The organism is Alkalihalobacillus sp. R86527, assembly GCF_042466185.1.
In the GTDB taxonomy this organism is placed as follows: domain Bacteria; phylum Bacillota; class Bacilli; order Bacillales; family Guptibacillaceae; genus Guptibacillus.
In genome coordinates this window covers 3,289,877-3,302,073 of record NZ_JAXHBW010000001.1, presented here as the reverse complement: position 1 = coordinate 3,302,073, position 12,197 = coordinate 3,289,877, and the positions used below count along the sequence as shown (strand labels likewise).

General features: G+C 40.7%; 14 protein-coding genes and 1 pseudogene. 12 read left to right on the top strand and 3 right to left on the bottom strand.

Features of this window, described 5'->3' with window-relative positions; genetic code table 11:
• Window positions 1-43: 43 nt before the first annotated feature.
• From SJY16_RS17240 to SJY16_RS17230, 3 genes are all read left to right on the top strand, one after another.
• Window positions 44-766, top strand: coding sequence for an MOSC domain-containing protein (locus SJY16_RS17240; RefSeq protein WP_377891124.1), 723 nt, complete (start codon window positions 44-46; stop codon window positions 764-766).
• Window positions 767-803: 37 nt separating this feature from the next.
• A complete protein-coding gene (locus SJY16_RS17235; protein ID WP_377891122.1) occupies window positions 804-1,718 on the top strand; it encodes a DMT family transporter in 915 nt (304 codons plus the stop codon).
• Between the two features lie 226 nt (window positions 1,719-1,944).
• Window positions 1,945-3,639 carry a M3 family oligoendopeptidase gene (locus tag SJY16_RS17230; RefSeq protein WP_377891120.1) on the top strand — a complete coding sequence of 565 codons (1,695 nt, stop codon included), beginning with the start codon at window positions 1,945-1,947 and terminating at the stop codon, window positions 3,637-3,639.
• A gap of 30 nt (window positions 3,640-3,669) precedes the next feature.
• On the opposite strand, the gene SJY16_RS17225 is transcribed toward SJY16_RS17230, so the two are convergent.
• Window positions 3,670-3,954: a hypothetical protein gene (locus tag SJY16_RS17225; RefSeq protein ID WP_377891118.1), complete on the bottom strand. Its 285-nt coding sequence runs from the start codon at window positions 3,952-3,954 to the stop codon at window positions 3,670-3,672.
• A 125-nt stretch (window positions 3,955-4,079) separates the two neighbouring features.
• Between SJY16_RS17225 and SJY16_RS17220 the strand changes: the two genes are divergently transcribed.
• The 3 genes and pseudogenes from SJY16_RS17220 (at window position 4,080) to SJY16_RS17210 (ending at window position 5,530) form a co-directional block, all read left to right on the top strand.
• Window positions 4,080-4,568: an NUDIX domain-containing protein gene (locus SJY16_RS17220; protein ID WP_377891116.1), complete on the top strand. Its 489-nt coding sequence runs from the start codon at window positions 4,080-4,082 to the stop codon at window positions 4,566-4,568.
• 16 nt (window positions 4,569-4,584) lie between these two features.
• Window positions 4,585-4,992 (top strand): annotated as a pseudogene (locus tag SJY16_RS17215) (GNAT family N-acetyltransferase).
• Window positions 4,993-5,005: 13 nt separating this feature from the next.
• Window positions 5,006-5,530, top strand: a complete 525-nt coding sequence (locus tag SJY16_RS17210) for a GNAT family N-acetyltransferase (RefSeq protein ID WP_377891114.1) — start codon at window positions 5,006-5,008, stop codon at window positions 5,528-5,530.
• Here SJY16_RS17210 and uptA read toward each other — a convergent pair.
• Window positions 5,527-6,123, bottom strand: coding sequence for an undecaprenyl phosphate transporter UptA (uptA, locus tag SJY16_RS17205; RefSeq protein WP_377891113.1), 597 nt, complete (start codon window positions 6,121-6,123; stop codon window positions 5,527-5,529). The genes SJY16_RS17210 and uptA overlap by 4 nt on opposite strands.
• A gap of 211 nt (window positions 6,124-6,334) precedes the next feature.
• On the opposite strand from uptA, the gene SJY16_RS17200 reads away from it, so the two are divergent.
• The 6 genes from SJY16_RS17200 to SJY16_RS17175 all read left to right on the top strand — a co-directional run bounded on the left by SJY16_RS17200 (window position 6,335) and on the right by SJY16_RS17175 (window position 11,448).
• Window positions 6,335-7,117, top strand: coding sequence for a hypothetical protein (locus SJY16_RS17200; RefSeq protein ID WP_377891111.1), 783 nt, complete (start codon window positions 6,335-6,337; stop codon window positions 7,115-7,117).
• A gap of 160 nt (window positions 7,118-7,277) precedes the next feature.
• Window positions 7,278-8,405 carry a sulfate adenylyltransferase gene (gene sat, locus SJY16_RS17195; RefSeq protein WP_377891109.1) on the top strand — a complete coding sequence of 376 codons (1,128 nt, stop codon included), beginning with the start codon at window positions 7,278-7,280 and terminating at the stop codon, window positions 8,403-8,405.
• 61 nt (window positions 8,406-8,466) lie between these two features.
• Complete coding sequence (gene cysC, locus SJY16_RS17190) at window positions 8,467-9,066, top strand: adenylyl-sulfate kinase (RefSeq protein ID WP_377891107.1); 600 nt, start codon at window positions 8,467-8,469, stop codon at window positions 9,064-9,066.
• Between the two features lie 129 nt (window positions 9,067-9,195).
• A complete protein-coding gene (locus SJY16_RS17185) occupies window positions 9,196-9,762 on the top strand; it encodes a DNA-3-methyladenine glycosylase I (protein ID WP_377891105.1) in 567 nt (188 codons plus the stop codon).
• 15 nt (window positions 9,763-9,777) lie between these two features.
• Window positions 9,778-10,140, top strand: a complete 363-nt coding sequence (locus tag SJY16_RS17180; protein ID WP_377891104.1) for a YdbC family protein — start codon at window positions 9,778-9,780, stop codon at window positions 10,138-10,140.
• A gap of 78 nt (window positions 10,141-10,218) precedes the next feature.
• Window positions 10,219-11,448: an MFS transporter gene (locus tag SJY16_RS17175; RefSeq protein ID WP_377891102.1), complete on the top strand. Its 1,230-nt coding sequence runs from the start codon at window positions 10,219-10,221 to the stop codon at window positions 11,446-11,448.
• Here SJY16_RS17175 and SJY16_RS17170 read toward each other — a convergent pair.
• The gene (locus SJY16_RS17170; RefSeq protein ID WP_377891100.1) at window positions 11,392-12,183 is read right to left on the bottom strand and encodes an AraC family transcriptional regulator; all 792 of its coding nucleotides are present in this window, start codon (window positions 12,181-12,183) and stop codon (window positions 11,392-11,394) included. The two genes, SJY16_RS17175 and SJY16_RS17170, sit on opposite strands and share 57 nt — an antisense overlap.
• Window positions 12,184-12,197 lie beyond the last annotated feature (14 nt).

Below are 12,197 nucleotides of genomic sequence, written 5' to 3'. Positions count from 1 at the left end.
GAAGAACAAAGTAGAAAAGGAAAAGTCCAAGGAGGATATCACAATGCACGTAGGTATGATTTCAGAGATAACTCGGCATCCGGTCAAGTCGATGCGCGGGCAAAGAGTGAATGAAACGAAAGTGATGAACTACGGGTTGTATGGTGACCGAAGCCACGCTCTTCTTGATGAGAACGAATCTTTCTTAACGATTACGCAATTTCCTGATATGGTCACATATACCGCTGTCTTTAGTGGGCCTGATTCGCTGGAGTCTTTTCCAGAGCCGATCGTGACAACGATGTCAGGAGGAACCTCTAATTGGTCTGATGAAGAGTGGCTTGAAGAAATCGAAGAACGTTCTGGCAAAAAGCTTAAACGCATCTCTTATCATCCAGAGCATGTGCCTGTTGGAGCAATTGAAGAGGCAAACCTCTTATTGGTTACTGACGCTTCCCTTAATGCCTTAGCGGAAGCGTGGGGAAGAGAAGTCGACGATCGAAGGTTTCGCCCTAATTTGCAGATTGCGTTAACGAATCAAGAAGCGTTTGTAGAACAGGAATGGATAGGTAAAACGCTTCAAATTGGAGAAAATGTCAAAGTTGACGTTACAGGTCCATGTGAACGATGCATGATTATTACGGTGGACCCTGAAAGTGGCTCAAGGCAACCCGATTTGCTGAAAAGAGTTGTGAAACACCACCGCAATCAGTTTGGCATCTATTTACGTGTTGTAGAGACGGGAATAATTAAAGTTGGGGACGATATTCATTTGATCGATTGCTAATACCTGGAGGTAATTGATAGTAGAAAGAAGGAATAACTTGAAGAATTTCGTATTATACGGTGGGCTGCTTTTACTCATGGTTATATGGGGATTTAATGTTGTTGCGATCAAGTTGCTGGTTAATACGTTTACACCGGTAATGATTCAGTCGATACGAATTTTCGCTGCTGGCTTAGTCGTTCTCGCTGTCGTTCTCATTGGAAAAGATAGTAGAAAGATCTCTCGAAAAGAAGCAGCATATATAGGTGGAGGAGCGATTACGGGAGTCGTTTGTCACCATTCCTTTCTTGCGGTAGGTCTCACGCGCACAACCGCTTCAAATGCAGGGCTAATCTTGGGGCTTGTCCCATTAATGACGGCCCTGTTTGCAGTGCTGTTCTTAAAAGACAAAATGACATTCTCAAAGGGTGCAGGTATCTTTCTCGCCCTTGTCGGTGTTTCGTTTGTGGTTCTAAGCGGTTATTCGGGGACAGGGGCCGTGTCGGGAGGTGACTTACTTGTCTTCTTATCGGTAGTTGCTCAGGCGATCAGCTTCATTTTTATCAAGAAAGGCACGGAAACATTGGGTTCACGCCTCATGACAGGATGGATGCTTCTAATAGGTTCTTCCACGTTATTTTTGATAGGCTACGTCATTGAGCCAAGTGGTATGAACAGTCTTTCACAATCGCAGTGGCCAATATGGAGTGTTTTCGCTGCATCAGCAATCTTTGCTACAGGATTAGGTCATATGTTTTATAACAAAGCGATTTCTCATATAGGTCCGGGCGAAGTAGCGATGTTTAATAATTTAACACCGTTTTTTGCTTTAATCGGTTCAGCGATTTTCCTAGGTGAGAAGATCGGTCTTCCACAAGTATTAGGTTTTGTACTCATTGTATGTGGCGTCATGCTAGGGAATGGAACGGTTCACTATGTCATGAGGAGAAAAGAGGAGACGTATTCTAGTTAAAAAGGATAATATTTCTAGTGAATTGGACGTTAGGTCTCACGATTATCCGGGTACGAGCATTAATGAAGCCCCGTCCCTGGATGGGCAGCTTCGATTTCCACACAGGAGGGAACCCATCCATGGGATGGGGTCCCGTTTTTTTTGCCTAAGGCTGTCATATACTGTCAGAATTTTCTGTGGTAAACTAGTAGGTGCGATAATACGGAATTGCAGAGGGGGAGACAGATTGAGTACTTTTTATGTAGAACGGTTTGATTTTACAAAGCCCGACCAATTAGAAGAACGTTTTGATAAGCTGTTACAAGAAAATATTGCGTCAGTAGATGAGCTTGAGAAATGGGTATTGCGTCTGTCAACGTTGATGGATGAAATAGCTGAGGGATTAAACGGCCATTATATTGATTTCCAATGCTATAGTAGCAGTGAAGAAGCGAAAAAGAAGATTGAATATGATCAAGAATACATAGAACCGATCATCAAACGTTATGAAGGGCTTTTCGATAAGAAGTTTCAAGACTCCCCTTATCGGTTAGAGCTTGATCACGATTATTATAAGCAGTTTTTATTGAGTAAGGAAAATGCAATCGAGCTCTTCAACGAAAAGAATATTGATCTTGAAATAGAAGAAGATAAGCTTGTTAACAAGTACTTTGAACACACAGGCTCACTTTCTTTCATGTATCAGGGCGAAGAAAAGACGCTGAGTGAGATGGGGCTTCTCATGCAAGAATCGGATAGAGAAGTCCGTAAGACAGCTATGAACGAGGTTTTTACAACACTCCTAACAAAGAAGAACGATCTGCAAGACATTATGGATCAGTTGATTCAGCTTCGTCAACGTAAAGCAGACAATGTGAATGTAGAGAACTACCGCGATTATATGTTTAAGAGATACGAGCGCTTCGATTATACGCCAGAGGACTGTAAGGATTTAGCTGAAGCTGTCAGAAAGCACGTTGTACCATTAAAAGAAGAGCTGCAAAAAGCGCATCAAAATGAGCTTGGAATTAGTGATTACAAGCCATGGGATCTTAAAGCAGTGCCAGCGGGAAAGAAACCTTTAAAGCCTTTTGATAATACAGATGAACTCGTAAAAGGAACGTCAGAAATCTTTATGAAGCTTTCCAACCGTTTTTCTGACCTGTTGTTAGAGATGAATGAGAAAAGCGCACTAGATTTGGAAAGCCGGAAAGGAAAAGCTCAAGGAGGATTCTGTGAATACCTTCCTGTGTCTGAACTCTCTTTCATCTTCATGAATATCACGAGCTCTCAGGATGACTTTGTAACCCTTCTTCATGAGATGGGGCACTGTATTCACAATGACTTTAAGCGTAATCAAATGCTATCAAATTACCGTGATACGCCGATGGAGTCATCTGAGCTTGCGAGTATGACGATGGAACTCCTCACGATGGATTATTGGGATATCATGTATAAAGATAGCGACGATTTATATCGCGCAAAAAAGGAACAATTAGAAGGAATCATACACTTTTTACCAAGTGGAATAGTTATTGATCAGTTCCAACACTGGATGTATGAAAACCCTAATCATACAAGCGAAGAGCGCAACGAAAAGTTTATGGAGATTTCAGAGACTTATGATTCTTCATATGTTGATCGAAGTGATCAAGAAGAGTGGATCAAAAATAAATGGCTGATGACGCTTCATATTTTCGAAGTGCCATTCTATTATATCGAATATGTGATTGCACAGCTCGGGGCTATTCAGATGTACCGTCAATACCGAGAGAATCCAGAGCAAACGTTAAAGAACTACAATCGTGCGTTATCTCTTGGTAGTTCTGTTTCCCTTTCAGCAGTCTATGAAGCAGCTGGCATTCGCTTCGACTTCTCAGAATCCACGATAAAAGGGTTAATGGAGTTTGTGTCAAATGAATTAACGAATCTAAAAGCATAATTGTCCAGGCCCCTCAATCGAGGGGCTTTTTTATGCCTTAGAATCGATCGTCCAGATTTTGCATGTTGGACATTGAATGATTTCGAACCTCTCTTCTTTCAATTCATTCATCCAATCTTCCCATGATTCATGTTCTGGATTGATTTCTAAGGTTTTAACCGTTTGAAGTTCATCGCCATCGGAATTTGTACATGTGCATTCTACAATAGCCACTTGTGAATCTTGAAACTCTTCTTCTTTCGTGTTTTTTACAGACCAGTTCATTAATCTAGTATCCGTCACCTTACGTTTTTTGTAGTCTTTTTCTTTTAACATTCGAACGCCTCCTTCTTCTATTACAGTGATACCCTAAATCATTCAAAAAAAATCTTCTAATCTATAGGTTCCATATCTAGTTTGGTATATACTGACAGCATAATAGAGAAAGATAGGAGAGTTTGATGGAGACGATACAAGCGACGTTGTTGTCTATGGTAGTTGTGCATAATGAGAAAACTGATAAGATCCTTTTATTAAATCGTCCTGAAGAAGCGGGGTTTCCAGGTTATATTGGAGCAGGTGGAAAGATCGAGATGACCGAAAGCTTCGCTGAAGGTGCGGCAAGGGAGCTGTTTGAAGAAACTGGTTTGGTCGTTAACGAATCTGACCTGATTTTTAAAGGGATAGACGAATTCATTATCCGAGAAGATAAGTACCGGTACATCGTATTTAATTATTTAGTAAGAACGTACACGGGTGAGTTATTAGCACATCCTCCAGAAGGAGAATTAAAATGGGTCTCCCGTCAAAAGGTAATGGATTTTCCTATGCAAAGTTGGTTTAAACGGAGGCTACCAAAGTTTTTTGAGGAAGGGACGTTTGAGGTCTCTGTGGAATATGAGAAGGATAATAAAACGCCATTAAAAGAAACAATACGAAATCTTAAATGACGGAAGGGCAGACAATATGATTATCAGACAAGATGAAGCGAGTAAAGAAGTGAAGGATAAACTGATTCAATATAACATGTCTAAACTTCCTGATTCTGTGAAGACACCACTAGAATCGGTGACGTTTGTTAGTCGTAAAGGGAATGACCTCATTGGAGGAATAACCGGAACGATGTTCTGGCGTAATCTTCACATCGATTTTTAGTGGGTGGATGAAGAGGTAAGAGGGAGCGGTCTTGGGCGCGAGCTATTACGAAAAATCGAATCCTATGCGAAGGAGAAAGGCTGCCTTTTAATGTTATTAGATACATTTAGCTTTCAAGCTCCAGGTTTTTATTTAAGCGAAGGGTATGAAGTATGCGGAAAAGTAGACGATCACCCAGAAGGTCACACCTTGTATTATTTACTTAAAAGACTGACGTAAGAGGAGTAGGGATATGAGATCTATTAGACTAAGAGAATTCCGTTCAGAGGATTGGGAAGCAGTTCATGAATATGCCTCTCTTGAGGAAGTGTGCAAGTTTCAGCCGTGGGGACCTAATTCTGTTGCTGATTCGAAAGCATATGTAGATGACATCATCCTTGCATCGAAGAAAACCCCAAGAACGCGATTTGCCTATGCCATTACGAACACTAATAAAGTTATCGGTGCATGTGAAGTGAATATTCGCGATCCTCTTATGCGCACAGGTGAAATCTCTTACATTATTAATCCCGAATGGTGGGGGAAAGGGGTTGCTACCGAAGTAGCAAGCATGCTTCTTTCTTTCTCATTCAAAGACCTTGGTCTCCATCGTGTGACAGGTACATGTGACGAGAGGAATATAGGTTCAAGTAGAGTGCTAGAAAAGATCGGGATGAACCTTGAAGGTGAGATAGAAAACCACCTTCTTATTCAAGATGGATGGAGAAACTCCCTTATTTACGCTATTTCAGTTGATGAATGGGTGCGTGAACATTAAGCGTGGTTTCGTTTCTTCCAAACTAATAAAAGACAATAACAAACTAGGAAAAAGCCAGCACCTATACTAAGCGGTAGCGTATAAATTTTCGCAGCAGTGTGAATATGTTGCCAGTTCTTTCCGAGCTTCAATCCGATATATAGAAACAAAATGGACCACGGAATCATTGCGAGCATCGTATAAAGTGTGAAACGAATGAGCGACATTTTTGCAATGCCTGCTGGTATGGAAATCGCGTGCCTCACAATAGGTATGAACCGAGCGGTGAAGATCACGCTTACACCGTTGTGTTCAAACCATTTCTCTGCAAGGTCCATATGTTTCTTTGAAATCATTATGTATTTTCCGTACTTTTCGAGAAAAGAACGTCCGCCGTATCTTCCTAGCCAGTATAAGAAAAGCTGAGCGATCGTTCCACCAATGATTCCTGCAACAACTGCTCCGGTAAAATGAATATGTCCTTTAGAAACCATATATCCGCCGTATGCAAGAACAAGTTCGCTAGGAATTACTTCTACCATCAAAGCAATTGCGATACCAGGATAGCCAAGCGTAAGCAACCAACTCAAACATTGAACGATAAACGATTCCAATAGAATTATCTCCCTTCCATCTATGCTACCCTTGTCCTTATGTGTATTTAAAAAGAACCACAGTTATTCTACTAAATTAGCAATGATCCTCATAAAGAATAAGTATCGCTCGAATAGTTTTATACCCGGAATCTATGCAATCCGGGTACTTTTCGTTCTCAAAGAGAATGACAAAAGAGTAGAGAGGTGAAATGTAAGGATGTTAACATCCATGAAGAATTTTCTCAGTACGTTAGATCAACCCCTTGAAGCAAAAACAGGCAAGGAAAAAGCACTAACCGTACTCTCGATAATAGGATTTATTCTACTTTTATACACAGTGGCTTTTTCTCCATTTTTGTTTAGACTTTTCCTCACATGCCTTAGCGTAGGTGTGTCGTTATATGTTGTGAAAAAGATTCAAGATTTTGATCGCGTACTTAAAGGGAAAGAAATCGATAAAAAGGAAGAAGTTGATTCAGAAGCTCAGCTATCTTTCGAATGGGATCGCCCTAAGCGTGATGAGACAGTGGAGGCGGAGAAGGAACGTGAATTAGAAAGAATTAATAGTGACAAAACGCAGCTTTTCGAAGAACTTCTCACAAAAGCTGATTTAGATGAGCTAGAAAAAGCTACGTACCGTGAACAATTGAGACAAAAAGAAACAGACAGCAACCGTATTAAACAGGAGCTTCTTGTCCTGAAAGACAAAATTCAGCAAGTTGTGAATGAAAAGAAGAACTTGTTTATTAAAGAAACGCCCGATATGAAGCTTGTTGCTGAATTGATTGGGGTACATGAAATCGAATCTAGTTCTTTCCTTGAGTTAAATGCAAGGTTACAAGAGGTCTCTCAAGATATTCCTGAGCAAAAGAGAGAAACACTGAAAGAGCATGCAATGGTTAACGAAGATTTTGAATTAACAAGATTAGGTTATAAAGAGCTTATGAAGGAAGTAAGGAAACTCGAGAAAAAAACAAAGTATCAAATAAATGATGAGAAACCTGTCCAATAATGGGCAGGTTTTTTTGTTTTCGTTATCGTTTTTAATCGTTCGGAGAAAAAAACCGATCAATTTTAAAATACACCTCTTTTCATAGGAGTTTGTCCCTTTCATATTCTTGCTCATTACATACAGTAAACTATATTGATTAAAAGCAAGGGCGTGAAAAAAGATGATTGAACCACATGGAGGTAAATTGATAAGCCGGTATGAACCAGATTTTGATCATCGTTCGATTTCGCTAGAAGTAGAACTAGACGGCGTGTCTCTTTCCAACTTGTACTGTATTGGCATCGGCGCGTTCAGTCCTCTGCAGGGGTTTATGAGCCGTGATGATTACATGAGTGTGTTAGAAACGATGAAATTGAAAGACGGCACAGTGTGGAGTCTACCAATTGTTCTTCCAATAAAGAAAGAATTAAGAGCAGAGCTTTCTAGTGGAACGAAAGTAAAGCTTATTCATAACGAAGACATTTACGGGGTGTTGGAAGTTGAGGAGACGTATGAGATAAACCTTGAAAATGAAGCGCAAGCGGTCTATAACACTCGTGATGAAAAACATCCTGGCGTAGCTCGACTTATGAAACAATCAAACATTTACGTAAGTGGACCAGTTACTCTGATCAAATTGCCGGAGCTTCAATTCATGGATTATCAACTAACACCAGCTGAAGTTCGATCGAAGATCACGGAGCTAGGCTGGAAGACGGTTGTAGGATTTCAAACAAGAAATCCTGTTCATCGCGCGCATGAGTATATTCAGAAATGCGCACTGGAGATGGTAGATGGATTACTTCTTCATCCATTGGTTGGGGAAACCAAGGCGGGCGACGTGCCGGCTGATTTGCGTATGCAGAGCTATGAAGTTCTTCTTAAGAAATACTATCCAACCAATCGAACGCTTCTCTCTTGTTTTCCTGCGGCCATGCGATACGCAGGACCAAAAGAAGCTGTCTTTCATGCGATTGTACGCAAAAATTATGGCTGCTCACATTTCATCGTAGGTCGGGACCATGCTGGAGTGGGTGACTATTACGGAACATATGAAGCACAAGAGATCTTTGGTAACTTCACAAAAGAAGAAATTGGGATCGAGCTGCTTTTCTTTGAACATGCCTTTTATTGTAACGTTTGTTGTGCGATTGCAACCTACAAAACATGCCCACATGATGAAGGCGACAAGCTCATTCTTTCAGGTACAAAAGTAAGAGAAATGTTACGAAAAGGGATTACGCCTCCTGCTGAGTTTAGTAGGAGAGAAGTTATTGATGTATTGATAGAAGGAATGAAGGAGTCTTGATTATGATAATGACATCTGGTGGGCAAGTGCTTCCGATTTGTCACTAGAAAGGAGGGTAAGGATGGATAAAAATATCCATTGGCAAAGTCATTCCATACAAAAGAAAGATCGTCAGCTTTTGCATGAACATAAAAGCTATATTGTATGGTTCACTGGGCTTTCAGGATCCGGAAAGTCAACGATCGCTAATGAACTCGAAAAGGCATTGCATTCAAGAGGGCTTTCTACATTCCTGTTGGATGGCGATAACTTACGGCACGGTTTAAATGCTGATTTAGGTTTTCAAGAGAAAGATCGTAAAGAGAACATAAGACGAGTTGGTGAAGTTGCGAAACTTTTTGTTGAAAGCGGCACTGTCGTTCTAACCGCATTCATTTCTCCTTATCAAACTGACCGAGAAATGGTCAAAAATCTTGTTGGAGCAGATGAATTTATTGAAGTGTATATCGATTGCCCGATAGAAGAATGTGAGAAAAGAGACCCAAAAGGTCTTTATGAAAAGGTACGAACAGGAGAAATAAAAGAGTTCACGGGTATAAGTGCTCCATATGAAGCGCCGCAATCACCAGACCTCACGCTATACACAGCACTCCATAGCGTTCCAGACTGTGTCCATCAATTAGTGAACTACTTACGCACAAAGGGTTTATTAGCGCAATGATCGAACGAAATGATATTAACTACTGAAGACGCATGGTATCATGCGTTTTTGTTGTTTTGGGTGTTAGTTTTGTTTGTATGAGCTATAAGGTAAAGTATAGGTACGAGGTAGATGGAAAGGAGAGAGAGAATGAGTAGATGTGGATGGGTGTCAGATGAGAAGATCTATATCGATTACCATGATTTTGAGTGGGGAATTCCGGTTTTTGATGATGATAAACTTTTCGAAATGCTGATATTGGAAGGCGCTCAGGCCGGATTGAGCTGGATCACGATTTTGAAGCGGAGGGAAAGCTACCGAGAAGCTTTTGACAATTTCGATGTAAAAGCAGTTGCCTCCTATAGTGAAGACAAAATTCAAGAGTTGTTATCTAACGACGGGATTATTCGAAACAAGCTTAAAGTTCGAGGTGCAGTAAAAAATGCTAATGCATTTCTTCGTATTCAAGAGGAATTTGGAAGCTTCTCGTCTTACATATGGAAATACGTAGAAGGTGAGCCGATCATTAACAGGTGGCGTTCTGATGAAGAGGTTCCTGCGCAGTCAGAGTTAAGTAAAAAGGTCAGCAAAGATTTGAAGAAACGAGGGTTTACATTTGTAGGTCCAGTTATTATTTATAGTTTCATGCAGGCTGTAGGGATATTGAATGATCATACAATGAATTGTTTTAGACATCCGGAACATATGAAGAATTAGAGAGGGTTAAAAGCTATGCTTGTGAAAAAAATAGTATGCACCGTTAAGGATGGGCGAGAAGAAGTATTTTCAGCTGGTCAGGAACAATGGAAAGCTCTAGCGAACTGTACGGGGTTCATCGCTCAAATTGGAGGTTGGATGCAGGGGCGTGAGAACGTGGCAATGATTGCTGCTGCTTGGGAGGACCTTGCGTCATATGAAGAATTTATGACCAATACCCACGACGGCATTTATGAACGCACAGAGCAGCAAGGTTCAATAGAGAATATCGACGTTCAATTGGAAGAAGTCGTTGTTCGTGAAGAAGATAGGGCATTGAAAGACTGGCTCACATCTCAAAACGTGAGTTTGGAAGAAAAGTGGTCCATTGTTAAATAAAATCTTGCTGTGAATGATAGCAAGATAAGATAAGAAAGAACACCCCCTATTCACTATGCTGAAGAAGGGGGTGTTTGTTTGTATAAAGCTGTTTTTCAAAATAAGACGATTCGTTTTTATTTACTAGGAGGAGGGGTTTCGAAATTAGGTGATGTGTTATCGGGAATGGCTTTCTTGTTCCTTGCCTATGACTTAACTGGTTCGAAAGCGTTAACGACAGGAATGGCCATAGCTGAAACAGTACCATATCTTATTTTCGGTTTAGTTGGGGGAGTAATTGCTGATTGGGTGCAGAAGAAAAAGATGGTGATCGCGCTAGATTTACTGAGGGTGCCCCTTGTGGGATCAGTTGTTCTTCTTTACTACCTGGACGGATTGCATTACTTCTACTTACTTTCGATCAGTTTTCTGATTCAAACGACCGGGTGTTTTTTTAACCCAGCTCATCGGGCACTTCTACCTCTTATTACAGCAGAGGATCAGAGGACGGTCGTTAATAGTTTAAATGATACTCTCGGGAGAGGCGTTACTGTACTTAGTCCGTTTATTGCGATATGGCTTCTTACTTCTTATGGAGCTGTGCATTTCTTTACGATTGATGCACTAACATATGCTATTAGCTCATTTTGTTTAATGAAAGTGAATGTAAAGGAAGCGAAGAAGTCTAGTGAGAAATCAGTTAAAAAGGCACTACGTGCGATTGGTGTTTTTAGTAAGTGGGCAGGCACGCATGCGTCTATTCGAAACTTGTTTTTGTTTACCTTTATGATTGTTTTTCTGAATACATGGGTTTGGGAAGTGGGACTGCTACTTGCATTATCAGAGTTAACGCCAAAGAGTGAAGAAGTATTTAGTTTGATTCAGGGTGTGTTCGGTGCAACTGTCATTACTGCTAATGTTTTTATTCCCTTTCTCTTTAAACGGATGAGTTTAGTTACTTATATGATCGGTTCATTATTATGGGGAGGTGGAGTTCTCTACTATGGAATTTTATATGAAGTGGAGCATTTCGTAATCGGAGCGATTCTAGTTGGAATCGGTATTCCAATCGCCGGGTTAGCTAGGGTCTACATCCTTCAAACGATTGTGCCAGAAGAGATGCTAGGGAGAGGATTTAGTACGAATGCCGTCCTTCTTTATCTTGCTAACACGCTGTCACTTGTATTGTTTGGAGCTCTCGCAGCTTTTGTGCCGATTCAATCGCTAATGATAGGAAGTGGCTGTCTTATGGTTACTGCGAGTGTTGGTTACTTAGTAACGGTTAAGGCGAAATTGAGACGGCGTTCGACCATAGAGTTTCTTAAATAGCTTATTATAGGAAGAAAGGTTCGTAAAGCCTGATTCTAAGGCAATCTGTAAGATCGAGCGATCTGAAAAATAGAGCGCTTCCTGACTCCGCATGATTCGATATAGCTGTAACCAAGAATAAGGTGCAATGCCATAGGCTTCCTTAAAAGCGTGGGCAAACTGATATTTTGATAAACCGCATAGTGTGGCGAGTTCATCTAGAGTCCAATTCGCTGAATAATCGTCTCTGATCGCTTCGATTGCTCGATCAAGAGAAGGAGAAGAGTGATAGGAAAGCTGTGTTTGATGTGAACCTGGGCCGTGTTTCATTAGTAAAAGCACAAGTTGAGGAACACTGTGTTCTAGGAAATATGTTGCTTCTTCTGAAGTAGCATCCTGTATCGTCTCTCTTACAAACGAAGCCCACCGTTCAATTTGAGGATGATAATAGTTTATGCCCGCAAATTCAGGTAGTTTTTTCTCCGTGTATAGATCCTGTATTACGTTTCGAAAAAGCGAAACATCAAGCTCGATTAAGAACTTCTCGTTTGTGACCTCTAACTGCTGATGGGATTCGTTAGGATTAAAGAGGTAGAATTGTCCTTTATTGATCGAAATGTCGCCTCTTTGAGTCGCATAGCGACCTTTTCCTTTATGCGAATAGATAAACTTATAACAGTTATCACTGCGCCAGTTTCTTTCGTGAAGTAACTTGTTTCGTAGTAGTAGAATTCCGTGCTCGTATGGCGTGATCATTGTTATACTCCTTT

Coding starts and splice junctions, on each gene's coding strand:
- SJY16_RS17240 (WP_377891124.1), top strand. CDS start 44: ATGCACGTAGGTATGATTTCAGAGATAACTCGGCATCCGGTCAAGTCG.
- SJY16_RS17200 (WP_377891111.1), top strand. CDS start 6,335: ATGAAGAATTTTCTCAGTACGTTAGATCAACCCCTTGAAGCAAAAACA.
- SJY16_RS17210 (WP_377891114.1), top strand. CDS start 5,006: ATGAGATCTATTAGACTAAGAGAATTCCGTTCAGAGGATTGGGAAGCA.
- SJY16_RS17180 (WP_377891104.1), top strand. CDS start 9,778: ATGCTTGTGAAAAAAATAGTATGCACCGTTAAGGATGGGCGAGAAGAA.
- cysC (WP_377891107.1), top strand. CDS start 8,467: ATGGATAAAAATATCCATTGGCAAAGTCATTCCATACAAAAGAAAGAT.
- sat (WP_377891109.1), top strand. CDS start 7,278: ATGATTGAACCACATGGAGGTAAATTGATAAGCCGGTATGAACCAGAT.
- SJY16_RS17220 (WP_377891116.1), top strand. CDS start 4,080: ATGGAGACGATACAAGCGACGTTGTTGTCTATGGTAGTTGTGCATAAT.
- SJY16_RS17225 (WP_377891118.1), bottom strand. CDS start 3,954: ATGTTAAAAGAAAAAGACTACAAAAAACGTAAGGTGACGGATACTAGA.
- SJY16_RS17185 (WP_377891105.1), top strand. CDS start 9,196: ATGAGTAGATGTGGATGGGTGTCAGATGAGAAGATCTATATCGATTAC.
- SJY16_RS17170 (WP_377891100.1), bottom strand. CDS start 12,183: ATGATCACGCCATACGAGCACGGAATTCTACTACTACGAAACAAGTTA.